This window comes from Kribbella sp. CA-293567, assembly GCF_027627575.1.
Classification (GTDB): domain Bacteria; phylum Actinomycetota; class Actinomycetes; order Propionibacteriales; family Kribbellaceae; genus Kribbella.
The window spans coordinates 5,364,132-5,388,640 of record NZ_CP114065.1; the positions used below are offsets into that span (position 1 = coordinate 5,364,132).

Below are 24,509 nucleotides of genomic sequence, written 5' to 3' on the forward strand. Positions count from 1 at the left end.
CGCGACGAAGGCGCGGGCGCGGGTGTTAACCACAGCACCCCGCGACAACGGGCTCCCACGCACGCCAAGCAGGCGACGCAGGAGCCCGCGCGAACTCAGTCGTACATCTTGTCCAGCAGGTCGCCGTACGTCGTCTCGACGTACTTCCGCTTCAGCTTCAGGCTGGGCGTCATCTCGCCGCCCTCAACCGTCAGGTCGCGGTCGAGGATGGTGAACTTCTTGACCGTCTCCCACCGGTTCAGCCCGGCGTTGAGTTCGTCCACGTAGCCCTGGACCAGCTTGCGGGCGGTGTCCGAGGTGACGATCTCGGCGTACGACTTGCCGGCCAGGCCGTTCGCGTCCGCCCAGACCTGGATGGCCTCCGGGTCCAGCGTCACCAGCGCGCTGACGAAGTTGCGCTGGTGGCCGTGCACGAGGAACTGGCTCGCGTACGGGCAGATCATCTTGAAGCGTCCCTCGATCACCTGCGGCGCGACGTACTTGCCGCCGGAGGTCTTGAAGAGATCCTTCTTGCGGTCGGTGATGAAGAGGAACTCGTCCTCGAAGTGCCCGATGTCACCGGTGTGGAACCAGCCGTCGGCGTCGATCACCTCGGCGGTCTGCTCGGGCAGGTTGTGGTACCCGCTCATCACGCCGGGGCCCTTGATCAGGATCTCGCCGTCCTCGGCGATCTTGAACTCGGCCGCCGGGAAGATCGGCCCGACGCTGCCGAGCCGGTACTGGTCCGGCCGGTTCAGCGATGACCCGGCCGCCGTCTCCGACAGGCCGTAGCCCTCGAGAATCAGCAGTCCGGCCGCGTGGAACCACTCGGCCAGCTTCTTGTCCAGGGCCGCCGACCCCGAGACGAAGAAGCGGATCCGGCCACCGAACCGGGCGCGGATCTTCGACAGCACGAGCTTGTCCGCCAGCGAGTACTGCGCCGCGAGGACGCCGCCCGGCTCCTTGCCCTGCTGCCGCAGCGCCGACACCTGCGCGCCGACCCCGAAGGCCCAGTGGAACAGCTTGGCCTTGATCCCGCCCTCGGCCTCCATCATCGTCACGATCCGGCCGTGCGCCTTCTCGAAGACGCGCGGCGCGGCCGCCATGAAGGTCGGCTGGACGACGGCGGCGTTCTCGACGATCTTGTCGACCCGTCCGTCGATCGCGGTCGCGAAGCCGATCTGGAACTGCACCGCCAGCAGCACCTGCCCGAACACGTGGGACAGCGGCAGCCACAGCAGTTGCAGGTCGTCCGGGCTGAGCACCCGGATGCCCTCGACGGCAGCGCCCTCGTACGTCCAGACCGAGTGCGGCAGTCGCACGCCCTTCGGCCGGCCGGTGGTGCCGGAGGTGTAGACGAGGGTGCAGAGGTGTTCGGGCAGCACCTGCGCCACCCGCGCGTCGACCGTGTCGGCCTGCGCCTCGAGCTGCTTCGCGCCGAGCTCGTCGAGCGCGGCCAGCGTGATCACCCAGTCGCCGTCCCGCTCGTCCGGCGAGCCGTCGATCAGCACCACCTTGCGCACCGACGGCGTCTCGGACTTGTGCTCGCGCAGCTTGTCTACCTGGCTGGCGTCCTCGGCGAAGACGACCTGCACCTCGGCGTCGGCGACGATGTACGCGACGTCGCTCGCCATCGTGGTCGGGTAGATCGTCGTGGTCGCGGCGGCGGCGAGCACCGACGCGAGGTAGCACTGCACCCACTCCAGCCGGGTGTTCGCGGCGATACCGACCCGCTGCTCCGGCTCGACGCCGAGCGCGACCAGCCCCGCGGCGCGACGCCGTACGACGTCCTCGGTCTGCCGCCAGGTGACGGTCTGCCAACCGTCGGCGGAGGGGGCTCGGAACGCCTCCTGATCAGGCGTCGCGGCGACGCGGTCGAGGAACATCTGCGCGAGGTGTTCCTTGCGATTGCTCAGCAGCGCGAGCTGGGGACCGTCGGCAACGGGCTTCATGATTGGCCTCCACAAGGTCAAGTAACCGAACAGTAATGGGCTGAGCCAGCGCTGACCATGGTCCTCGCGTGCCCAGCGGCACCATCTCGATCACGTTTCCGCAACATGCGCCCACGCTAGGTGGCGCTGACCTCACTGTCAGTCCTCTTCGGAGGCGTGCCGCCCACTGCTCCGCACCCCGATGGTGACAAAGCTCGACAAGCCCCTGGTAGCCCGCCACCGGCACCTACGCCTTCTACCGCTGCTGAAGAAGCTCCGCGATCTGAACCGCGTTGAGGGCCGCGCCCTTGCGCAGGTTGTCGTTGGAGACGAACAGGACCAGGCCGCGGTTACCGGGGACCGACTGGTCCTGACGGATGCGCCCGACGTACGACGGGTCGTTGCCTGCGGCGTGCAGCGGGGTGGGCAGTTCGGCCAACTCGACACCGGGAGCGGCGGCCAGCAGTTCGGTCGCGCGCTCGGGGGTGATCGGGTCGGCGAACTCGGCGTGGATGCTGAGCGAGTGACCCGTGAAGACCGGCACCCGCACACACGTGCCGGCCACCAGGAGCTCCGGGAGATGCAGGATCTTGCGGCTCTCGTTGCGGAGCTTCTGCTCCTCGTCGGTCTCACCGGTGCCATCGGCAACTATCGCCCCGGCCAGCGGCAGCACGTTGAAGGCGATCGGGCCGGCGTAGACCTGCGGCTGCGGGAGCGTGATTCCTTCGGTCCCCTGAGCCAGCCGGCCGGCACCTGAAACCAGTGCCTGGGTCTGCTCTTCCAACTCCCGTACGCCGACGCCACCCGAGCCGGAGACGGCCTGGTAGGTCGAGACGATCAGGCGCGTGAGCCGCGCCTCGCGGTGCAGCGGCGCCAGCACCGGCATGGCCGCCATCGTGGTGCAGTTGGGATTCGCGACGATCCCCTTCGGCAGGTGGTCGAGGTCGCCGGGGTTGACTTCGGCAACAACCAGCGGGACCTCCGGGTCCATTCGCCAGCCGGAGGAGTTGTCGACCACGATCGCGCCGGTCGCGGCGACCTTCGGCGCGAGCTCCTTGGAGGCCGTCTTCCCGTTGGAGAACAGCGCCAGGTCGAGACCGGAGAAGTCGGCCGTGGCCGAGTCCTCGACGGTGACCTTCTCGTCGCCGTACATCAACGGGCTCCCGGCCGACCGGGCGGAGGCGAAGTACCGGATCTCGTCGACCGGGAACTTTCGCTCCACCAGCAGTTGCCGCATCACGCCGCCGACCTGACCGGTTGCTCCGAACACTCCTACTCGCATGAAAACAGCCTAGTAGAAGGGCTCCGCCGACCGGCCGGCCGTCCACCATTCGGTGCACGGCCGGCCGGGACGGACCCAGCTCAGCTGTCGGAGACCAGGACCCCGCCGTTGGCGACGTCCGACTTCTCGATCTCGGTGAAGACGATCCGGACCGCCTCGCGCTTGGCGCCGAGGATCGCGATCGCGGAGTCGGTGACGGCGGCGACGAACTCGCGGCGCTGGTCGAGGGTGCGACCGGAGAGCAGTTCGACGGTGATGTTCGGCATGAGGCTCCTCAGGAGTGGGTTTGTTCTGCGTCGTGAAACATTGTTCCAGATTTCGGGTCAGCCGATCGCGGTCGCTCGCCTGGCGAGCACCTCGTCACTCTCGTCCGGATCGGTGTTCAGCGACTCGAGCAGTTCGTCCACCGACTCCCGGCGTTCCGGCATCAGCAACCCGAGACCGACGTACACGACCAGGGAAGTTGCCAGCGGCAACGCGACCACCATGGTGGTGTCGGTGGAACCGATGCCCCACTTGACCACCGCCCAGACGATCAGGCCGGCCGCCCAGGAGGCGATCGCCGCCCGGGACCCCGAGCGCCGGAACCACGGCAGCAGACCGAGCATCAGCGGGATCGAGATCGGTCCCATGGTCGCGGCCACCAGGTCCACGACGATCTTCAGTACGACGCCCTGGCCACCGGTGATGATCGCGATCAGCATGCTGATCGTGACGAAGGTGAAGGTGGTGATCCGGGCGAACTTCAGCGTCGCCACGTCGGACAGCCGGCGCAGCTTGGGCACCAGCACCGGGCCGATGTCGCGGGTGATCACCGAGGAGATGACATTCGCGTCGGAGGCGACCATCGCCATCGTGTGCGAGAAGAAGCCGGCCAGTACCAGCCCGATCAGGCCGCTCGGCAGCAGCAGTTGCGCGAGCTGGACGTACGACTGCTCGGGCTTGGCGAGGTCCGGTACCAGCAGCGGCGCGGCACACATCGGAATGAACAGGATCAGCGGCCAGACCAGCCACAGGAACGACGAGAGCAGCGCGGACCGCTTCGCCTCGGAACCGGACGGCGCGGCCATGTAGCGCTGCGCGAGGTTCCACATGCCGCCGTTGTACTCGAACGTCTTGATGAACAGGAAGGCGATCAGGAAGATCGGCGTGTACGGCCCGTTCAGCGCGTCACCGTGCCCCTCGGGTAACTGGTCCCACATCTTCCACAGCGTCGGGATGCCGTCCAGGTGGGTCAGTACGCCGACGAACATCGCGATCCCGGCCGCGGCCTGGATGATGAACTGGCCGAAGTCGGTGAGCACGTCGGCCCACAGCCCGCCCAGCGTCGCGTAGAGCATCGTCACCACGCCGGTGAGCAGGATGCCCCAGCGCATCGGTACGCCGGTGAAGCCGTTCAGCAGGACGGCGATCGCGACCCACTTCGCCGCGATGTCGACCACCTTGAGCGCGGCCCCGGAGTACGCGAGCACCTGCTGGGTCGGCAGGTTGTACCGCCTGGCCAGGTATTCCAGGGGCGAGACGACACCGTGTTTGGCCCGCAGCCGGTTCCAGCGAGCGGCGAAGACGAACGCCCCGATACCGACGCCGACGCCGATCGACAGCGCCCACCAGACGTACACCGTGATGCCGTAGTTGTAGGCGACCGCCGCGAAGGCGACGAACATGACCGCGCTGTAGCCGGACATGTGATGGGAGATGCCGGACAACCACCAGGGGATCCGGCCGCCGGTGGTGAAGTAGTCCACCACCGTCTTGATCTTGGTGCGCGACCACAGGCCGATCAGCACCATCAGCACGAAATAGCCGGCCAGCACCGTCCAGTCGAGCGCGGTCATCGACGGTTCTCCAACATTTTGGCCTCCAGCATGCTTGGCCGCCAAGGGCGGGGATGTGAAGGAAGGTTCCATCTCCCAGAACTCAGTGTCAAGAGGCGGAACAAAGACGGCAACGGATCGACGCCCTTCAGCCCACGACACGGACTTCGGTTGACAGACTGTTCCGCTACATAGAACCTTGTTCTGTGAATTCGTCGCAGAAAGCCCTCCAGGTCCGGCACGCCACCCACCCCGACCAGGTGCCCGGGTTCGACACCGCCGCGCTGCGCCGGGCGTACCTGGTCGATGACCTGTTCACCGCCGACACGATCACCGCGGTGCTCACCCATCACGACCGGATCGTGCTGGCCGGCGCCCGCCCGGTCAGCGGCCCGCTCACCCTGGGCACCTGGCCGGAGCTGCGCAGCGAGTTCTTCCTCGAGCGTCGCGAGGCCGGCATCGTCAACATCGGCGGCCCCGGCACCGTGACGGTCGACGGCACCAAGTTCGAGCTCACCACCGGCGCCTGCCTGTACGCCGGCCGCGGCGCCCGCGAGGTCGTCTTCGAGGGCACCGACGCGGCGTTCTACCTGTTCTCCGCCGCCGCCCACACCGACTTCCCGACCACCCTGGTGCAGCCCGGCGAGGGCAACCGGCTCGAACTGGGCGACCAGCAGACCGCGAACCGCCGCACCATCGACCAGTACATCCACGCCGACGGCGTGAAGAGCTGCCAGATCGTGCTCGGCGTCACCACCCTGCACGCCGGCAGCACCTGGAACACGATGCCGGCCCACACCCACGACCGCCGGACCGAGTGCTACCTGTACTTCGGCCTGCCGGAGTCGGAGCGAATCGTCCACCTGCTGGGCGAACCCGAGGAGACCCGGCACCTGCTGATCGCCGATCGCCAGGCGGTCATCTCGCCGAGCTGGTCGATCCACTCCGGCGCGGGCACCTCGTCGTACAGCTTCGTCTGGGCGATGGCCGGGGAGAACCAGGCCTTCACCGACATGGACGGCGTCGACGTGAAGGATCTGCGGTGACGGCTGGTTCGCCCGACCCGGCGCCGCTGAATCTCTTCAGCCTGAAGGGACGAACAGCTCTGGTGACTGGCGCCCGCCGGGGAATCGGAGCCGCCATCGCGGCCGGGCTGGCCGCAGCGGGCGCCGATCTCATCCTGATGGCACGCGACGCCGCGCTCGAAGACACGCTGGAAGCGATCAAGCTCAGTGGCGGCGGTGAAGCGACCATCGTGACGGCCGACTTCGCCGACCCCGCCGCGGTGGAGGCGGCAGCGACCGCAGCAGTGGCCGATGCGGCAAAGGCAGGCCGGCAGATCGACATCCTGGTCAACAACGCGGGCACCATCCGGCGCGCTCCGGCGGCCGCCACCGCGGCGGCCGACTGGCAGCACGTGATCGACGTCAACCTGAACTCGACCTGGGCGGTCACCCGGCCGATCGGTGCCGCGATGGTCGGGCAAGGTGGCGGCAAGATCATCACGATCGCCTCCCTGCTGAGCTTCCAGGGCGGAATCACCGTCCCGGCGTACACGGCGAGCAAGCACGCGGTCGCCGGGCTGACCAAGGCACTGGCCAACGAATGGGGACCGGCCGGTGTCCAGGTCAACGCGATCGCCCCGGGGTACATCAGTACCGACAACACCACCGACCTGCGGGCCGACACAGGCCGTGAAGCGGCCATCCGCGACCGCATCCCGGCCGGCCGCTGGGGACAGCCCGACGACCTGGTCGGGGCAGCGGTTTTCCTGGCCTCCACGGCCTCCGACTACGTCAACGGACACGTTCTTGCCGTCGACGGTGGCTGGCTGGCCAGATAAGAGGTGACAGGATGAGCGACATGAGTTCGCCCTCGGCCATCGACAAGACGCTGATGGTGCTCGACGCCGTCCTCGAGCACTCCCGCTTCACCGACGTGGTGACGGCCACCGGCCTGGCCAAGTCGACCGTCCACCGGATCATGGCCTCGCTGGTCGAGCACGACTTCGTCGCCCAGTCCGAGGACGGTTCGTACCACCCCGGCCCGAAGGCACTACGGCTGGCCGGGCACGCCCTGACCAACGTCGACCTGGCCACGGTCGCCCGGCCGGTGCTGGCCGACCTCGTCGCGCAGACCCGGTGCACGGTTCACGTCGGCCTGCTCAACGGCGACGAAGCGATCTACGTCGCCCGCCTGGACGGCCCCAAGCCGTACCGGATGCCATCCCGCGTCGGCAAGGCGTTCTGGCTGCACTGCACCGGGATCGGCAAGGCCCTGCTCGCTGAGAAGGACGACGAAGCACTCGACGCGCTCGTCATCCGCACCGGTCTGCCGGCCCGCACTCCCCTGACCCACACGACTGCCGCATCGCTGAAGGCCGACCTGGCCCAGGTCCGCTCTCGCGGCTACGCGCTGGACGACGAGGAGAACGAGCCCGGCATCCGCTGTGTCGCCGCCGTCATCCACGACCACACCGGTACGGCGATCGCGGCGGTCAGCATCTCGACCCTGTCGCTCGAGCAGTCGATCGCCCAGGTCGCCCTGATGGCACCCGCCGCGATCGAGGCGGCCCGCAAGATCTCCGCCGCCCTCGGCTACCTGGAGCCCACGCACTGACTGTCGACACCCGGAAGTCGTCCGGCCGCGGGTCACCCCCGGGCGGCGACCCGGTGAGCGGTGTCGCGGAGTTCGTCCATCAGCTCGACCCCGGACTCGAGCATGCGCTGCATCTTGGCGGAGTCCTGGCCGGCGAACATCACCGCGACGGTCACCTCGTGGTCGGGCCGGTGCACTACCTCGATGCTGTCACCGGCGCCGATCGTCCCGGTCTTCAGCACCTTGAGATAGGTGCCCGGGCAGCCGGCCTGGTGGAACTGCTTGACCCAGCCCTTGATCTCCATCCGGTGCTGGAAGGTGATGCACGGGATCCGCGGCGCCCGGACCATCAGCTCGACCTCCGGCCCGATCCGCCAGACCTCGCCGATCAGCGCGTTGGTGATGTCGAGCCCCTCGGTCCGCAGGTTCTCCCCGAACAGCCCCGTCGGGATCTCCCGGCCGAGCTGCTCGCTCCACCACCGCGCGTCCTCCTCGGCGTACGCGTAGACCGCGAGATCCGGCCCGCCGTGGTTCTTGGTGTCGCAGACCCGGTCGCCCTCCAGCCCGAGCTCCCCCACCGGCACCCGCCGGCTCTGCGGCCGCTTGTCGATCGCCGTGAACCCGGTGTCCTTGGGACCCGGAATCAGCTCTTCCACCACGTTCACCGTGAGCACCCGCATGACGACCGTGCTCCCCCGCGAACCGGTCCCACGGCTACTGATTAGTCCTGGATGGCTTTGACGACAGCTATGTTGCGGGTCAGCCAGTCCTGCGGAAGGGTGTCGTCGGCGCCGGTGTGCTGCAAGGTGTGCAGCACGTTGAGCATGAGCCGGACGATCACCCAGTCGCGGGCGCGGTCCTCCTCCAGCTCGGCGGTGTCGACGGCAGCGTAGAACCGGCGGCGGACGTGGAACCGGATGTCGCGGGAGGCGGTCACGTCGTCCCAGCGGTTCCAGAGCAGTGGCGCGACCTCGTAGTGCGGGTCGCCCGACAGCGGCTTGGGGTCGATCACCAGCCACGGTTCACGGTCGCCGGCCAGCATGTTGAAGTAGTGCAGGTCGGTGTGGATCAGCTTGCCGTCGCAGGACGGGTCGGCGACGAAATCGACGGCGAGCGAGATCGCCTGTTCGACGTACCGATGTGGCACCGGCGCGGAGGCGGGTAGTTGCCGGAAGCCCTCGATCCAGCGCTTCAGCTCACCCGACAACGTCCGGTACTGCGGACCCGCCGCGACGTGCAGCCTTTTGTAGCTGGAGGCAACGATCTCGCAGGCCTCGACATCGCCCACCGCGGTCAGGTCGCGCGGCTGCAACCGCTCCAGCAGCATGGCGAAGCGCCGCGGATCGGCCCGGAGCAGCTTGACCGCGCCGTTCCCGTCCCACGCCCGCAGGGCGAGATGCTCGGTCTCGGCCTCCCAGTGCGGGAACTGCACCTTCAGCACACCGGGCGTACCGTTCTTGGCCAGCACCGGCACCACCAGCGCACAGTTCCCGTACGCCGGTACGCCGTCCTCGCGCAGCTCCCACTCGGCCAGCAGGTCGCGGATCATCCGCGGCAACCCGTCCAGCCACGCGGCCCAGTCCGGGCCCCGCGACCCGACCTTGAGGAACTCCGCGGGGATCTGGACCGGCACTACTTCTTCTTGTCGCCCGGTGACTCGCTGGTCTTCAGCGCGGCGATGAAGGCTTCCTGGGGGACCTCGACGCGGCCCACCATCTTCATCCGCTTCTTGCCCTCTTTCTGCTTCTCCAGCAGCTTGCGCTTCCGGGTGATGTCACCGCCGTAGCACTTGGCCAGCACGTCCTTGCGGATCGCCCGGATCGACTCCCGGGCGATGATCCGGGACCCGATCGCGGCCTGGATCGGCACCTCGAACTGCTGCCGCGGGATCAGTTCCTTGAGCTTGCCGGCCAGCGCCACGCCGTAGGAGTAGGCGTTGTCCTTGTGCACGACCGCGGAGAACGCGTCGACGGTCTCGCCCTGCAGCAGGATGTCGACCTTGACCAGCGCCGCGGACTGCTCGCCGGTCGGTTCGTAGTCCAGCGAGGCGTAGCCCTTGGTCTTCGACTTCAGCTGGTCGAAGAAGTCGAAGACGATCTCGGCCAGCGGCAGCGTGTAGCGCAGCTCGACCCGGTCCTCGGACAGGTACTCCATCCCGAGCAGGTTGCCCCGCTTGGTCTGGCACAGCTCCATGATGACGCCGATGAAGTCCTTCGGGCTGAGGATCGTCGCCCGGACGACCGGCTCGAAGATGTCGGCGATCTTGCCGCCGCTGGGGAACTCGCTCGGGTTGGTGACGACGTGCTCCTTGCCGTCCTCCATCTCGACCCGGTAGACCACGTTCGGCGCGGTGGAGATCAGGTCCAGGTCGAACTCGCGCTCGAGCCGCTCGCGGACGATCTCCATGTGCAGCAGCCCGAGGAAGCCGCAGCGGAAGCCGAAGCCCAGCGCGCCCGAACTCTCCGGCTCGTACTGCAGGGCCGCGTCGTTCAGCTGCAGCCGCTCCAGCGCGTCCCGCAGGGTCGGGTAGTCGTCGCCGTCGATCGGGAACAGGCCGGAGTAGACCATCGGCTGCGGGTGCTTGTAGCCACCCAGCGCCTCGGTGGCGCCGCGGATGGACGACGTGACCGTGTCACCGACCCGGGACTGACGAACGTCCTTCACGCCGGTGATCAGGTAGCCGACCTCGCCGACACCGATACTCGGCGACTTCATCGGCTCCGGCGAGATCACTCCGACCTCGAGCATCTCGTGCACGGCGCCGCTGGACATCATCTTGATCTTGTCGCGGTGGTTCAGCTCGCCGTCGACCACCCGGACATAGGTGACCACGCCGCGGTAGGTGTCGTAGACCGAGTCGAAGATCAGTGCCCGCGGCGGCGCGTCCTTCACGCCCTTGGGCGGCTCCACCTGGGCGACGATCTCGCTCAGCAGCGCCTCGACGCCCTCGCCGGTCTTCGCCGAGACCCGCAGTACGTCGGACTCCTTGCAGCCGATGATGTGCGCCAGCTCGGCGGCGTACTTCTCCGGCTGGGCGCCCGGCAGGTCGATCTTGTTCAGCACCGGGATGATGTGCAGGTCCGCGTTCAGCGCGAGGTACAGGTTGGCCAGCGTCTGCGCCTCGATCCCCTGCGCCGCGTCGACCAGCAGCACCGCGCCCTCGCACGCCTCCAGCGACCGCGACACCTCGTAGGTGAAGTCGACGTGGCCGGGGGTGTCGATCATGTTCAGGATGTACGTCGTACCGGCCGGGGCGAGCAGCCCGCCCGGGCTCTCCGGCTGCGGCGCGAACGGCAGCCGGACCGCTTGGGACTTGATCGTGATGCCGCGCTCACGCTCGATGTCCATCCGGTCCAGGTACTGCGCCCGCATGGCCCGGCCGTCGACGACACCGGTGATCTGCAGCATCCGATCGGCCAGCGTCGACTTGCCGTGGTCGATGTGGGCGATGATGCAGAAGTTCCGGATCAGCGTGGGGTCGGTCTTACCGGGCTGCGGAACGGACGGGGGGCCAACGGGCACGGAGGATTCCAGTTCGTCTCGGTACGGGCAACTGATCAATCATCCCATGCCGGGCCACCGGGTTTCGACCGCCGTGTCATCGCGCAGCGTCCGCGGGTGACTCCTCTGGGTGGTATTGCGGCGATTCGACGATTGTAAATACAGCGCGGCACCCAGCAATGCCACCTACTCTCAGTAGCTATGGCACACGCAGCCGGCGTTCGTCTGGCCTACGGAGAGCTCCCTGCGCCGGTCCACTCCTGGGTGGACCGTGCGTTGGGCTCGTCCGTGGTCTCGGCGGTGACCCAGCAGGGCGGCTTCTCCCCCGGTGTCGCAGCCCGGCTCGTGACGACCACCGGTCGCCGTGCGTTCGTCAAAGCTGTCGGTTCGTCGCTGAATCCCGATACACCGGCCCTGTTCCGCAACGAGATCGCCGCCATGCAGGGGCTTGCCGCGCGGTCGTTGCCATCTGTCCCGTTTCTGTACGACGTCTATGACGACGGCGACTGGGTGGGGTTGCTGATGGAGGACATCGACGGCTATCTTCCGCCGCATCCCTGGCATCCGCAGGACGCTTCACGGGTGCTCGATGCGCTGACGGAGCTGACCGCCGCGCTGCAGCCGTCGCCCTGGCCGGAGGCGCCGGTGGCCGCAGTACGGAGTGAGGCTTATCTGAGCCGGTGGGATCGCGTGATCGCCGACGGGCTCGGCGTACCGGAGTGGGCGGCTGGGCGCGAGCAGGAGTTCGCTGAGCTGGCCAGGGCCGGGCGCGCTGCCTTGGCAGAGGGCGACACGCTGGTGCACTGGGACCTGCGGGCGGACAACATCCTGCTGACCGAGCGGCGGGTGGTCTTCGTCGACTGGGCGCACGCGGCGACCGGTGCGTCCTGGACGGACACAGTGATCCTGCACGCTGACATGCGCGGGTCGATCGAGCTGCCTGCGCTGCCGGACGACGCGGGGATCACGGGGTTGATCGCCGCCATCGCCGGAGGGCAGTGGTGGGGCAGCCACCAGGCGCCGCCTGTGGGGCTGCCCACCGTTCGTGCTTGGCAGCGTGAGTCAGCGCTGCTGCATTTCGACTGGCTGCGGGAGCGGCTCGGCTGTTGATCCTCAGCTGTTGATACGGATCAGGGTGGAGCCGAACCCGTCGGCGCCGTCCGTGTAGGCGAGGCGACCCAGGTAGCGCGTGCCTGCGGCCAGGTTGGACCAGGTGGCGGTTACGGAAGTCTGAGTCGCCGTGGTGACAGGCTGCGAAGCCGGAGTGGCTGTGAGGTTGCCCGCTGGCTCGTTGACCTGCCAGTGGTTGAGCTTGGTGACCTGCTCGGCAGCGCCGGCGAACAGATCGACGTAGACGTCGTACGAGCCGCCTGCCGGTGCAGCGAGGTTGACCTCTTCTTCGGCCGAGCCACCGGTGCTGCTGCCGAGTACGGCCGTAGTACCGGACTTGTAGACGAAGACATCAAGGTCTGTGCCCGCCGGGTAGTCAGTGTCGAAGGTGGAGAACCTGACGTGCTTGACGCCGGCAGGGACGACCACTGTGTACTTCGCAACGTGCTCGTTGGCCTGCGGGTTCGTCGTCGGGAAGGAGACGCCACCGGGGTTCTTCAAGGTCGCCTCGGCGACAGTGGCCGGTGTCAGGCCGCTGACGGAGGTTGCGAGCGTGCCTGTGTACCCGGAGGTGATCGGCACCTGAGTAGAGCCGCTAGTGCCAGTACCGGTGACCTCTACCGGCGCCTTGACCGTCAGCGGCCGGATCGCCAACGTGCTGCTCACCACGTGCCGGTTGGAGCGCCAGTTGAGCTTGCCGAACGAGTACTGCTCCAGCGGGGCACCAGTGTGCTCGAAGGTGACCTTGTAGGTTGCAGTACCGCCGGGGAGTAGGACGAGAACCTTGGGCGACACCGTCACCTTGATGCCGGCGAGCCCCTCGATCTTCGGGAAGTACGCCTCGGGCAGCCTGCCCACGTTGCGCACGGTCCGCTTCACCGTCTGCTTGCCGGCCAGGTCACCGATCGCGATGCTCGCGTAGTTCAGGTCACTCGGGTCGATCTTGCCCTTGGCGCACAGTTCGTGCGTCGCGCCGACCTGACCCGATCCACAGACGAACCGGGCCCAGTCGTCGTACGACGAGTCGTAGACCAGTCCCGGGTCCATCGCCTTCTTCGGCTGCATCATGCCGGCGCCGTACCCGAACGGGTTGCCGGCCGAGCCGGAGTCGTTCTTGATCGGGTCGCCATTGGTGTCGAGCGAGTTGCCGGTGGTCAGCAGTGCCGACTTGATCGCCATCGGCGACCACGTCGGGTACTTGCTCTTCAGCACCGCGGCCGCGCCGGCGATGTGCGGCGCCGCCATCGACGTACCGCTGAGGAAGGCGTACTGTCCGCCTGCCGCCGCCAACGGGCTGGTCGCGGCCAGCACGTTGGTGCCCGGCGCCATGATGTCGGGCTTGAGCAGGTCGCCCCCACCGGCCGGCGACGGCCCGCGGCTCGACGAACTGGCGACCTTCGGCGCGTTGACGCGTACTGTCTGCGCGGCACCGATCTGCGCCGTCGGGTTGGTGGTGCCGGACACGTAGGCCTTGAGCTCCGGACCGGCGACGTGGTCCAGATGCACGGTCGGCACCGAGTGCAGATCGGAGTCCAGCGTGCTCGCCGCCGGGTTGACCAGGATCATGCCGATGCCGCCCGCGTTCTTCACCTGCAGGCTCTTGTCCACCCGAGCGCTGACGCCACGGTCACAGACGACGATCTTGCCGGCGGCCTTGGCCGGGTCGAGCGTGCCTGGCATGCAGAGCACGAGGTTGGCCGGGTTGGCGGCGGGCAGGCCTGCGTCTTTGGCGAGGACCACCGGGCTGCTCGGCGTACCGGCTCCGATGCCTGCGCCTGTGTACGACTTGCCGTTGCCCAGGGTCACGGAGGTCTGGACGTCGCGGTCGTGGGTGCCGTTGGCAACGGTTGTCACCCACGGGTAGTTCTTGCCGACCGTGCCCACGCCCGGGCCGGTGTTGCCGGCGCTGGTCGAGACGAAGACGCCGGCCTTGGCCGCGCGCAGGAAGGCCAGGCCGGTCGCGTTCACGTAGGTCGAACCGGAGCCGGAGATCGAGTAGTTGATCACGTCGACGCCGTCCGCGACGGCCTGGTCGATGGCTGCCACGATGTCCGCCTCGGAGCCTGAGCCGCCGCCGGACGCGTCCTGGGCCCAGAGGACCTTGTAGATAGCCAGACGGGCGTGCGGCGCGATTCCGGAGCCCTTGCCGTAGTCGCGGCCGAGCACGTTCATGTCGACGCCGTAGTTGCCCGCCGCTGTCGCGGCCGTGTGGGTGCCGTGACCGACGTAGTCACGCGGGGAGCGGAACTCCTCGGGGATCGCATCGTCGCCGATGCCGGCATCGAAGTACCGGGCGCCGAGGACCTTGTTGTTGCAGGTCACCGGCTCCTCGACGCCGACCTGGCAGGTGCCCTTCCACTTCTTCGCGACCAGTGCGTCCGACTTCTTGGTCGTCTTCAGCGGCGCGAAGCTGGCGCGCTCGGGGACGAAGCCGGAGTCGATCACGCCGATGATCACGCCGTCGCCGGCCTTGTCGATGCCACCTGCCTGCTGCCAGGCGCCGCCCTTGCCGGACAGGCCGAGGTATCGAGGGGTGTCGACAGTGTCCTGGTGCAGCAGCTCGCTCGGCTCGACGCTCTTCACTCCGGCGGACTTGGCCAGTTTGGTGGCTTCGTCGTACGACATGCGGGCGGAGAAGCCGGCGTACGTGTAGTTGTAGTCGTAGAGCTTCTTGGCGGCCGGCACTGCGCGGAGGACGTCGCTGCGCTCGCGGGCCAGGTGCTGCACGTACGAGGTGACTTGGCCCAGGCCGGTGAGCAGCTTGCCGCCGGGGAGCGCTCTGGTCGCGGGCAGGCCGGCAATGTCGCCGGAGTACTCCGCTACAGGAGAGTCGTCGAGCTGCACTATGTAGGCGCCGGTCGAGGACTCCTTGACCGGCGTACTGATGGGTGCGGCTGCTGGCGCTTCAGCTGTAGCTGCAGTGGCTCCCGTCGCGTGGGCGCCGGCGGCGACCAGCAGGACGGCGGTCGAGGCGGATGCCACGACGAGCAGGCGGGTACGGCGGCGGGCGGGAGCAGGCACGGCGGTCCTCCAGGCAAGGGCGGCACTGATTCACTAGTGACAGCCGCAGACAGCACCCCCGTGCGGTGACCAGCGTCACTGAGGGGCTGAGTATGCCTCCAGCTTCAGGGGATGTCACGCTCTGCCCAGGCCATGTCACCCGGAAATGGCCGCCGTCGCAGGAGGAACCGACATGCCGGACTTCAGCGAGTCCATCACCGTCGCCGCACCGCCCGCCGAGGTCTACGCCCAGGTCAGCGACCTGGCGCGGATGGGCGAGTGGAGCCCGGAATGCACCCGGGTGAGCTGGGCCACGGCCGGTCCGCCGGTCGTAGGTGCGCGGTTCATCGGATACAACCGGGTCGGGCTGATGCGCTGGTTCACGCAGGGCGAGGTGGTGGAGGCCGTGCCTGGCGAGCGGTTCTCCTTCCGGATCCGCTTCGGGCCGGTGCCGATCGCGCTGTGGAGCTATGACTTCACCCCGGCGCCAGGCGGCTGCCTGGTCACCGAGTCGTGGACCGATCGCCGCCCCGGCGCGCTGCGAACGGTCTTCGCCTGGTTCTTCGGGGACCGCGCCGAGCGCAACCGGCGCGGGATCCGCCAGACCCTCGGTAACCTGAAGAGCAGCTTGGAGCCGGCCTCCTGAGCGTTGGCTCGGTTTGGTGCTGGCGGCGGCTTGTTGCTAATCTGTCTCTTCGCGCGTGTGCGTTGGTACTCACCCGTGCACGCACCACTCTTTCCTGTACTGATCCCAAACACTGATCGAGGCTCTGCATCCGTGGCGAACATCAAGTCCCAGATCAAGCGCAACCGCCAGAACGAGGCGGCGCGGCTTCGCAACAAGTCGGTGAAGTCGACCCTGAAGACGGCTGTCCGCCGCTTCCGCGAGGCTGCTGACAACGGCGACTCCGAGAAGGCGCAGGAGCAGGCCCGCGTTGCCGCCCGCCTGCTCGACAAGGCAGCCAGCAAGGGCGTCATTCACGCCAACCAGGCTGCGAACCGGAAGTCGTCCATCTTCAAGAAGGCCGCTTCTCTCTGAATCACGCCTGACGATCGGCCTCTCCGACACCGGACCGAGGCCGATCGTTTTTGCGCGTCCGCAGGTCTGGGCGTGGTGAACTAGTTCGGCTCTTCCCGCCCGCCGGGATTTGGCGTGGTGAGCTAGTTGGGCTCTCCGGCACCTTGGGCGTCTGTGGCGACTCCGGTGACAGTCCGCCGCTCTGCGCGGCGCTTGGCAGCCTCGTGCGCTCGGCGTACGAGGCCGGCCGCCAACCCCTGCGGACTCCCGTCCGGGTTGATGATCGCCACCCATCCTTGAGCGCGGTACACCGGGTGAGGCAGCACCACGCCGGTGGCGGTGTAGTCCCGCGGCGCTTCATCGGCTCGCGGCTTCTCCCCCGTGAGCTCTATGAACGCCTCTGCGCCGACGTGAATGTTGAGCCGCCAGCGATCAGGGCTGTCGAGATCGCAGCTGGCGTCGTCGGGATAGTTCTTCGTCACGATGGTGGCGTAGGGCTGCTCGCGCTCCGGCACCTCGCCGTCGGGCGCGTAGTAGAAGAAGTGATCGCCCCAGACAAGCTCCGGAAAGGCACTGCCTTCGCCGGGAGCAAGCTCGAGCACACCATCGAACGCGCGGATCGTCTGAAGTAGCTGGTCCATACTCATGGTTCAAGCGTGGACTTGAAGTCCTTATGGAGGGTTCGGATGGTCCGAGTGGCACCACCCCTGAACACTGCGGCCGTCGCGGCTGCGTCGGGCTACTCGGTGCAGCAGGTCCGCGATCTGGAGGCCTTGGGCGTGATCCCGGCTGCGATCAGGTCAGAGAACGGGTACCGGCGATTCTCCTCCGCGCACGTTGCCGCTCTCTGCGCGTACCGCGATCTCGCTCATGCCGTCGGAGCGGTGGATGCGCGTCGAGCGATGCAGGACATTCGCTGTCTGCCGGTCAATGAGGCGGCGGCGCTGATCTGCGGGTTTCACGCCAGGCTCAACGATGAGCGGAATCAGGCACTTGCGGCTCGGCATGCTTTGGAGTCCATCCGTGGTGAGGCGACGACTGAGGCGGCTCCCGTTGACGCTGATTCCATGACGATCACAGAGCTTTCGCAGGCTCTCGGCGTCAGGCCGTCGACCCTTCGCTATTGGGAGCAGGAGGGTCTGGTGGCCCCCGAGCGTGTTGCCACGCTGGCGGGGTCCGCGCGCCGCTATCCGGTTGCAGCCATCCGGGAGGCCCGCATTACGGCCGCTCTTCGAGCTGGTGGGTATCGGATTCCCGACGTACAGGTCGCCATCGCTGCGATCCGGGATCTTGATGAGGTGAGCGATACGATCGCCGCGCTTGAGGCGCGGCTGGATGCCATTGGCCTGCGCTCGCTCGCGCTGCTGCGGGTAGGAACGCTGCTGGCTGGGATTATCGAGTCGGCCTAGGCGGTGTGAAGGCGCTGCAGGTGTCGATTGAATAGCTGGCTAGCGGCGGCCGTGGGCTCGGCTGACTGTGATCACCATGCGCTCCAAGGCGTAGCCGGCGTCGCCGGAGGCTCCCTTGACGTCTGCGTCCGCCTGAGCGACAGCCTTGATCGCCGTGGCCAAACCGCCCGCGGTCCAGCCGCGCGCTTGTTGCTTCAGGGTTTTGAGCTTCCACGGCGGCACGCCAACCTCGCGTGCCAGATCGGCCTCACGGAGTCCGCTCGGCGCGCTCGTGTACTTCGCCAAGCCACGCAGGCCGCCTGCCATCGCGCTCGTCATCAGGACCGCGGCGACGCCACAGTCGAGCGCCCAACGCAGCTGTTCGAGCGCGGGCTCGGTACGCCCGGCGATCGCCGCGTCAGCTACCGCGAAACTCGTCACCTCGGCCCGACCACCGAAGTACTGGCTGATCAGTTCCGGGCTGACCGGTTGACCGTCCGAGTCAGAGACCAGCTGTGAACACGCCCCGGCCAGCGCCCGCAGATCATGCCCGACCGCATCCACCAGCGCGTTGGCGCCGCGCTCGTCGATGCTCCCACCGAGCAACCTGATCTCGCCGAGCACGAACTGCGGCAACTCCCAGGTCTTCGGCGCGGTCGCGACCACCTCATTGACCGAGGCCTTCCGCAACTTGTCGAGAACCCCCTTGCCCTTCTGCCCACCGGAGTGAACCAGAACCACCAGCACATCCTCCGACGTGGCACCGGCGTACTCGAGCAGATGCGGAACCATCTCCGCCGGGAGGTTCTCCAGAGTGCGGAGCACCATCACCCGCTCGGCCGCGAACAGCGACGGCCCGGTGAGTTCGGCGAAGACACCGACATCGAGGTCGGCGCCACCGAGCTCGGTCACCTCGATCTGAACACCGCCCTTGGAAACAGCCGCAATGGCCGACCGGACCGCCCGGTCGGCGAGGAACGCCTCCGGACCGGTGATGAGCAGCACGTCGCCAAGCTTGGGCGCGGAGTTCTTTCGAGCAGCCATAACGTCGGCCAGCATGCCATGCCGCACCGACAATTCCAGCAACGCTCCCCGCAATCCGGGCGATGGTCGCTTAAGCGCACGTCATCGGGGTGCCCCGAGAGCTTGGACAACAGCCGCGGCGCACACGACATCGTGCAGAACAGGATGCCGAGGTACTGAAGCCGGACATGCGTAGCCTCGCCGACCACCATCCCAGTCAGTACGCGAGGCGAACGCGAGACGGACGCATCGCTGGTGTCCGACGTTGTCGCGTGTAAGTACCTGGTCGCACAAGCCGCCGACTTACTGTGGCGAGCTTGTGGCTGCTGCCGTAGACGCGGGGTGAACATCCTGCAGGCGCCCGACAGCTTTAAGACTGTACGCCTGGTGAGCGCGGGGCAGATCGCCGGACAAGTGCAGCGAGGCGAGCGCTCGGCGAGGTGAAGTCAAACGCCCGAGGTACCCAGGCGGCGCAGATAGCTGCGGCGAACCCACAAGCCTCAACGACTCGGTGGAGATTGCTGTCATGGCCGGCGGCCGCTGGTGGTGATCGATAGCTGCTTGTCCGGGTTCTGCAGGGCGATTGAACCGGAGGTGTCGGTCCGGGCGATCTTCATTCCTTTGCGGCTGAGCAGCTCGAGTGTGCGCGGAGCCGGATGTCCGTAGTCGTTGTTGAGACCAGCCGAGATGACCGCCAACCGCGCCTGCGTAGCGGCGATGAAAGCCGGATCTTGCTGGCTGGAGCCGTGGTGCGGCACCTTCAGTACATCGGCTCGGAGATCGGCACCGGTGGCGAGGATGGCTCGCTGCGACTCCGGTTCCAGGTCTCCGGTGAGCAGCAGGCGGAGGCCTGAAACCTCGGTCATCATGGCGATGCTGGCGTTGTTCTCAGGCGATCCTTCGTCCCTGGTGCTCACCGCCGTACTGCCGGAAAGCCCCGGGACCCGCGCGGGCCACAGCGACGTCCACGCGACCGGACCGACCGTGCGCCTCTCGCGATAGGTGACTGTGCGGATGGGAATTTTGTGTTGAGCGGCCAATGCCAGCACTCGCCTGTGCTCTCCGGGTGGCGACGAGTACGGCGACACCTCGATCTCGCCAACGGTCCTTCCGCGCAACACCCCTGCAAGTCCGCCGGCATGGTCGGCGTGGAAGTGGCTGAGCACCACCACTGGCACGTACTTCACGTCGAGTTCTCGCAGGCACCGGTCGATGGCGGCTGGGTCCGGTCCGGCGTCGACCACAACCGCAGTACCGGGGCCGACGTGCAGTACAAGACCGTCGCCCTGGCCAACATCGCAAGCAACCATCAGCCAGTCGGCGGGCGGCCAGCCCGGCGAGCGGACCGGGCGCAGTATGACGACTGCCAAGAGGACTACGGCTAGCAGCATCGCGATTGGGCGGGCAAGGATTCGATGCAAGCCAATCACCAGCACGAGGCAGAGCACGGTCAGCACGACGATGCCGAACACGGTCGCCGGCCAGTCGCTGGAAGCGCCGGGCAGGTCGGCGCCTCTCTCCGCGATGAGGATGATCCATCGCGCGGGCCATCCGGCGGACCAGCCGACGAGTCGTGCCAGATCCGCACTCAGCAAGGCGATTCCTGCCGCACCGAAGCCGAGAATCGTCGCTGGTCCCACAGCTGGACCTGCCAGCAGGTTTGCCGCGACAGCCACCATCGACACCTGTCCGGAAAGCCACGCGACCACTGGCGTACAAGCGAGTTGAGCGGCGAGCGGACAAGCAACCGCCTCGGCCAAGCGCATCGGCATCCAGCGGGCGAGTGCATCGCGCCAGCCTGGGCCGAGCAGGACGATGCCTGCTGTCGCCAATACGGACAACGCGAATCCGGCGGACCTTGCAAGCGACGTGTCGAGCAGCAGCAACGCGATGACGGCGATTGAAAGGCTTCGCACCGCTCGGCGAGCCCCTGCGACGCTGGTCATCGCGGCTAACGCGACCAGTCCCATTACAGCCGCTCGGAGAACGCTCGGCTGCGGTCGCGCCAGCACCACGAACACCACAACCATGGCGAGTCCGACCACGGTCAACCCGCGAGCGCGCACCCCGATAAGTCGGGCCATGGGGAGCACGAAGGCCAGCAACAGCGTGAGGTTGGTGCCCGATACTGCAGACAAATGGGTGAGGCCGGTTGTCATGAAATCCTCGACCAATTCGGTCGGCAGCCCGGACTCGTCACCCATGACCAGCGCCGGCACCAAGCCGCGTACGTCCTCTGGTTCGTCAGCGACCGACTGCCTTAGCCCAGCACGGACTTGCTCGGCCGCCCGCAACCACCACGCGGGCTCATCGAGCACACGCGGAGCAACTCGCGATGACAACATCGCAGCGACGTCGCCGCCTTTGTCGACCGGCTGCAGCCGCCCGGTCGCCTCGACGTGCTGGCCAAACCGCACGTCCTTCCATTGCATCGAGCCGATGACGAGCACTGGCGTACGTACTCGGGTTGCTGCTCCTCTGCCGACCACCTCCTCCACCGTTGCGCGCACCATGACATACGGAGGGCGCCGACTCCCTGTCGTACTTCGTACTGCCGGGTCTCCCATCACCTTCAGCCGGACCTTCACCGCTGCGCCTGACTCGGCCAACTGCATCACCGGGCCTGCTTGTAGCCGCTCGATTTGCAGCGCTACTGCCAGGGCCATGCCGACTACGACTACGGCGATGCCGACCCAGGTGATCGTCACCGGCGCTGTTATTGCCGCTGGTAGAGGGCGCAGTCGGACTGTCCGACCTCGTCGCTCGTGCTGTCCTGCCAACGCTGTCGATTCTCGCCGGTCAGGCCGGTCAGTCCGGTCAGGCCGCTCTGGCCGATGTCCCCGCAGCATCAGCAGTCCCAACGCTGTCGCTGTCAGGGCGGCTGTGATGACTGCCGCCCACACCGCTATTGCCACGCTCGTGCCCAGCAACAGAACGGCGGTCAGCCATCCTGCGGCCGCCGGGGCGAGCAGACGCAGGTCGGTTGTGCGATCGCCTTCGCCTTTCCCTTCGCCTTCCCGCCCGGCTTCAGACCCGAACATGGGGCTTCAGCGATTCGAACTTCTTGGGACCTACCCCGGGAACCTCCTGGAGTTCGTCGGTGCTGGTGAACCGCCCGTGCTCGTTACGCCAGTCGAGGATTCGCTGGGCGAGAACCGGGCCAACGCCTGGCAGCCCGTCGAGCTGGGCCAGAGTCGCGGTGTTGAGATCGACCGGCGTCGCGGAGGGTGCGCCCGGTGTGCCTACCGGTCCGGTTGATTTGCCAGCGGTCGGCGTACCAACTGGCGCAAGCGCTGGCATGCCGACGACGATCTGCTCGCCGTCGGTGACTTGGCGGGCGAGGTTGACCGACGTGAGATCCACTCCAGGAAGTGCTCCGCCCGCCGCTTCCAGTACGTCGGCGACGCGTGAGCCGGTCGGCGTTCGGACCAGGCCAGGACGACGGACCTTGCCGGCGACATGCACCACGACTGTTGTTGGCGACCCGGGTGCTCCGCTGCTGCTGCCCTGGGTGGGCAGAGCGGTACCTGAAATCGCAGTACCTGGCGTTGCTGCGCCGGGTGTTGCTGCGCCGGGTGTTGCAGGAACCTGAGTCGGCGTGGCCACCGGGGAACCGGTGGTCAGGCTCCCGGGCGTGGTGGGGATCGGCTCGGGGTTGGTGCGCAGGAGGGAGTAGGCCGCCCAGGTCAGGCCGACGACCAGGATGATGGCGAGCACGACCACGTGGCGTGGCGACAAGGTCCATAGCGGTCCCTTCAAACGGTCTGGCAGGTCAATCGGCGGTGTCCAGCCGCCTCTGATCACTTCGGGGTCTTCTGCTTTGAACTCGTCGAAGTCTTCTGAGCGGCCTGCTTGCGGGGCTGGACGACGGCTCGCGGCTTGCAGCCGCGACAGTGCTTGGCGGCGGGCTTCCGGGTCCGGGGGTGGGGGTCGGCGGGAGAGCTTCACGCCAGGGAACGTACGAGTGTTTCCCTTGTCTGGTGGGTCGAATTGTCAGCTTGGGGACAAGTGGCTCACGAGCCGTCGTCGAGGCGGTGGGTGCCGGTCTGGTCGACCCGGAACCTGAATCCATGGCGGGTCGTCCACTCCTGAACCTGGTCGTCGACGCGCTGAACCTTCCAAGCACCGTGGGTCTTCACCCGGTGGCTGAAGCGCCGCAGGGGTGCGAGGTTTGTCGTGCTGGTCTGTTTCGGTGGGCCGTTCGGATCGAAGGGTTCGATGTGATCGAGGTCGATGCCGTCGGTCGTTGCGGCGGTGCCGTACGGGAACTGCTCGACCGGGTAGGTGAGTTTGACCTGTTCGCGGATGCGGCGCGGGATCTCGTAGGCATCGACACTGACGGCGTTGTTGAGGTCGATCACCGGCTGGATGACAACCTGGTCGTGGCCGAGCAGTTCAGCAAGCCTCTTCGCGTAGACCGGGCCGTAGCCTTCGACGCGCGCGACGCCGTGTCCGGCGAGGAGGACCTCGTCGGTGATGTGGGCGTAGAGGACTGTTCGTCTGCGCTTCCGTCCGGTGTAGGCGAGCTGCTGAATGGCGTTGAGCTTTCGGCTCAGTTCTCGGCGCGCAGCGGCGTCCATCCCGTGGTCCGTGTCGTCGTGTGCTTCATCTGACTGGCCGGGCGGCTGCCAGAAGTCGGGCGACGGTCCTGGATCGGCGAAGCAGTCATCCGCGGCTGGGTCGCTGGGGTGGGGTGAGTCGTCGAAGTCGGGCTCGTCGAGTTCGTGGTCGGCGATCGCGGCCGAGTCAGCGGCGGACCGATCCCAGGCACGGTCGTCCGAGCACCAGGTGTGCGAAGGCGCTCGAGTCGGAGACGGCTGAGACGGACACGGCTGCGACGGAGAAGGCAGTTCAGACAGCGTCGCCGCAGCAGGCGAGGCGTTGGGCGAGTCGGCTCCTCCGGGCGCAGCTGCGCTGGGTGAAGTCAGCTTGGAGGCTGACCCTGGCTGTCCTGCGGTATCACCGGAAGCAGACGAGTCCGGAGTGCCCGGAGCGTCCGCGGCGTCGGGCTGGTGAGCTGCGTCAGGCGAGTTGGTCAGATGGTTCGCGACCTGGAGAAGCTTGTCCGCGAGCGCAGGATCGGCAATCACGCCGATCGCCTTTGCACGGCGCTGGTCCAGGGAGTCGGTGTCGCCTAGAGCGGCCAGGGCATCGGCAATCTGACCAATGGTGGCCATAATGCGGAGGACATCACCTGTAGCGCCACGAACGAACAGCATCGTGGTGCCGTGGTCGTCTGTTCGGCCGGCCCATACTCCGCGCTTCTTGGCTCTCGCCTCAGCCGCGGCCTGCGCCGCCTCGGGGTCGGCCTGCCACATCGCTGCTCGGACGATGTTCGCAAGGCGCAATGGCGTCACCGAGTCGACGATGCTGGCGACTCTCTTGTCGACGATCGCGGCGGCATCCTGAGACAGCTCTAGGCACGCCTTGGCGACCATGCGGGCCTTCCAAGCGGTGGCGTGGCCCGACAACACCTGCGCATAGGTCAGCGGAAGTCGGTGCCGCAGCGCTAGACACTGCCCCAGAAAGCTGGCCGCAGCGCCCATCGATCGGCCGGTGACAACCCCGAACTCCGCCACGGCGAACTCTGCGACCGCAGGGCAGCCCGCGCCGCCGTAGACGATGCCGCGCTCACCGCCAGGATTGGTGAGCTCTCCTCTGACGATCGCAGGATCTGGATGAAGGTCCCCGAAGTGCAGAGCGAGCCGTAGCTCAGCGACCTCGGCCTGAGCCTGGAACGCATGCACCTCTGCCGCCGCGGCGAGCGTCTGCCGGGCGTCGTAGTTGTCCAACTCGAGAGGGAACATGCGTTCGATAATACGCTGCGTAATCAGCACATGCCAAATCGACGAACAGCCAAAA

20 protein-coding genes are annotated in these 24,509 nt (G+C 67.4%); 7 read left to right on the forward strand and 13 right to left on the reverse strand.

Going from position 1 to position 24,509, the window contains the following annotated elements; genetic code table 11:
- Positions 1-95: 95 nt before the first annotated feature.
- The 4 genes from OX958_RS24650 to OX958_RS24665 all read right to left on the reverse strand — a co-directional run bounded on the left by OX958_RS24650 (position 96) and on the right by OX958_RS24665 (position 5,030).
- Complete coding sequence (locus tag OX958_RS24650; protein ID WP_270131745.1) at positions 96-1,931, reverse strand: AMP-dependent synthetase/ligase; 1,836 nt, start codon at positions 1,929-1,931, stop codon at positions 96-98.
- A gap of 235 nt (positions 1,932-2,166) precedes the next feature.
- Positions 2,167-3,192, reverse strand: a complete 1,026-nt coding sequence (locus OX958_RS24655) for an aspartate-semialdehyde dehydrogenase (RefSeq protein ID WP_270131747.1) — start codon at positions 3,190-3,192, stop codon at positions 2,167-2,169.
- An 80-nt stretch (positions 3,193-3,272) separates the two neighbouring features.
- Entirely contained in the window at positions 3,273-3,458 is a 186-nt protein-coding gene (locus OX958_RS24660; RefSeq protein ID WP_145808799.1) for a tautomerase family protein, read from the reverse strand.
- Between the two features lie 57 nt (positions 3,459-3,515).
- Positions 3,516-5,030: a sodium:solute symporter family protein gene (locus OX958_RS24665; protein ID WP_270131750.1), complete on the reverse strand. Its 1,515-nt coding sequence runs from the start codon at positions 5,028-5,030 to the stop codon at positions 3,516-3,518.
- A 185-nt stretch (positions 5,031-5,215) separates the two neighbouring features.
- Between OX958_RS24665 and kduI the strand changes: the two genes are divergently transcribed.
- The 3 genes from kduI to OX958_RS24680 are packed head-to-tail and all read left to right on the forward strand — an operon-like array spanning position 5,216 to position 7,628.
- The gene (kduI, locus tag OX958_RS24670) at positions 5,216-6,055 is read left to right on the forward strand and encodes a 5-dehydro-4-deoxy-D-glucuronate isomerase (protein ID WP_270131751.1); all 840 of its coding nucleotides are present in this window, start codon (positions 5,216-5,218) and stop codon (positions 6,053-6,055) included.
- Positions 6,052-6,852, forward strand: coding sequence for an SDR family oxidoreductase (locus tag OX958_RS24675; protein WP_270131752.1), 801 nt, complete (start codon positions 6,052-6,054; stop codon positions 6,850-6,852). Before kduI ends, OX958_RS24675 begins: the two co-directional genes overlap by 4 nt.
- 11 nt (positions 6,853-6,863) lie before the next feature.
- Positions 6,864-7,628: an IclR family transcriptional regulator gene (locus OX958_RS24680; protein ID WP_270131754.1), complete on the forward strand. Its 765-nt coding sequence runs from the start codon at positions 6,864-6,866 to the stop codon at positions 7,626-7,628.
- Between the two features lie 32 nt (positions 7,629-7,660).
- Here OX958_RS24680 and OX958_RS24685 read toward each other — a convergent pair whose 3' ends face one another.
- From OX958_RS24685 to lepA, 3 genes are read right to left on the reverse strand one after another with little or no spacing between them, the layout of a single operon-like run.
- Complete coding sequence (locus OX958_RS24685) at positions 7,661-8,287, reverse strand: MOSC domain-containing protein (RefSeq protein ID WP_270131756.1); 627 nt, start codon at positions 8,285-8,287, stop codon at positions 7,661-7,663.
- A 41-nt stretch (positions 8,288-8,328) separates the two neighbouring features.
- Positions 8,329-9,240 carry an aminoglycoside phosphotransferase family protein gene (locus OX958_RS24690; RefSeq protein ID WP_270131758.1) on the reverse strand — a complete coding sequence of 304 codons (912 nt, stop codon included), beginning with the start codon at positions 9,238-9,240 and terminating at the stop codon, positions 8,329-8,331.
- A complete protein-coding gene (gene lepA / locus OX958_RS24695) occupies positions 9,240-11,129 on the reverse strand; it encodes a translation elongation factor 4 (RefSeq protein WP_270131760.1) in 1,890 nt (629 codons plus the stop codon). The genes OX958_RS24690 and lepA overlap by 1 nt, the downstream gene beginning before the upstream one ends.
- 180 nt (positions 11,130-11,309) lie before the next feature.
- Between lepA and OX958_RS24700 the strand changes: the two genes are divergently transcribed.
- The gene (locus OX958_RS24700) at positions 11,310-12,218 is read left to right on the forward strand and encodes a phosphotransferase family protein (protein ID WP_270131762.1); all 909 of its coding nucleotides are present in this window, start codon (positions 11,310-11,312) and stop codon (positions 12,216-12,218) included.
- Positions 12,219-12,221: 3 nt separating this feature from the next.
- On the opposite strand, the gene OX958_RS24705 is transcribed toward OX958_RS24700, so the two are convergent.
- On the reverse strand, positions 12,222-15,239 hold the full coding sequence (locus OX958_RS24705; protein ID WP_270131763.1) for a S8 family peptidase: 3,018 nt from the start codon (positions 15,237-15,239) through the stop codon (positions 12,222-12,224).
- Positions 15,240-15,411: 172 nt separating this feature from the next.
- On the opposite strand from OX958_RS24705, the gene OX958_RS24710 reads away from it, so the two are divergent.
- Together OX958_RS24710 and rpsT are read left to right on the forward strand one after the other, a co-directional pair.
- Positions 15,412-15,864, forward strand: coding sequence for an SRPBCC family protein (locus OX958_RS24710; RefSeq protein ID WP_270131765.1), 453 nt, complete (start codon positions 15,412-15,414; stop codon positions 15,862-15,864).
- A 132-nt stretch (positions 15,865-15,996) separates the two neighbouring features.
- Positions 15,997-16,257 carry a 30S ribosomal protein S20 gene (rpsT, locus tag OX958_RS24715; protein ID WP_270131767.1) on the forward strand — a complete coding sequence of 87 codons (261 nt, stop codon included), beginning with the start codon at positions 15,997-15,999 and terminating at the stop codon, positions 16,255-16,257.
- A 122-nt stretch (positions 16,258-16,379) separates the two neighbouring features.
- On the opposite strand, the gene OX958_RS24720 is transcribed toward rpsT, so the two are convergent.
- Positions 16,380-16,883 (reverse strand): DUF6194 family protein, encoded by a 504-nt coding sequence (locus OX958_RS24720; protein ID WP_270131768.1) that lies wholly within the window; start codon positions 16,881-16,883, stop codon positions 16,380-16,382.
- Between the two features lie 39 nt (positions 16,884-16,922).
- On the opposite strand from OX958_RS24720, the gene OX958_RS24725 reads away from it, so the two are divergent.
- Positions 16,923-17,645: a MerR family transcriptional regulator gene (locus OX958_RS24725; protein ID WP_270131770.1), complete on the forward strand. Its 723-nt coding sequence runs from the start codon at positions 16,923-16,925 to the stop codon at positions 17,643-17,645.
- 39 nt (positions 17,646-17,684) lie between these two features.
- On the opposite strand, the gene holA is transcribed toward OX958_RS24725, so the two are convergent.
- The 4 genes from holA to OX958_RS24745 form a co-directional block, all read right to left on the reverse strand.
- Complete coding sequence (gene holA, locus OX958_RS24730) at positions 17,685-18,668, reverse strand: DNA polymerase III subunit delta (protein ID WP_270131772.1); 984 nt, start codon at positions 18,666-18,668, stop codon at positions 17,685-17,687.
- Between the two features lie 503 nt (positions 18,669-19,171).
- On the reverse strand, positions 19,172-21,355 hold the full coding sequence (locus tag OX958_RS24735) for a ComEC/Rec2 family competence protein (RefSeq protein ID WP_270131773.1): 2,184 nt from the start codon (positions 21,353-21,355) through the stop codon (positions 19,172-19,174).
- Positions 21,356-21,674: 319 nt separating this feature from the next.
- Complete coding sequence (locus OX958_RS24740) at positions 21,675-22,595, reverse strand: helix-hairpin-helix domain-containing protein (protein ID WP_270131775.1); 921 nt, start codon at positions 22,593-22,595, stop codon at positions 21,675-21,677.
- Positions 22,596-22,660: 65 nt separating this feature from the next.
- Positions 22,661-24,484, reverse strand: a complete 1,824-nt coding sequence (locus OX958_RS24745) for a hypothetical protein (RefSeq protein ID WP_270131777.1) — start codon at positions 24,482-24,484, stop codon at positions 22,661-22,663.
- Positions 24,485-24,509 lie beyond the last annotated feature (25 nt).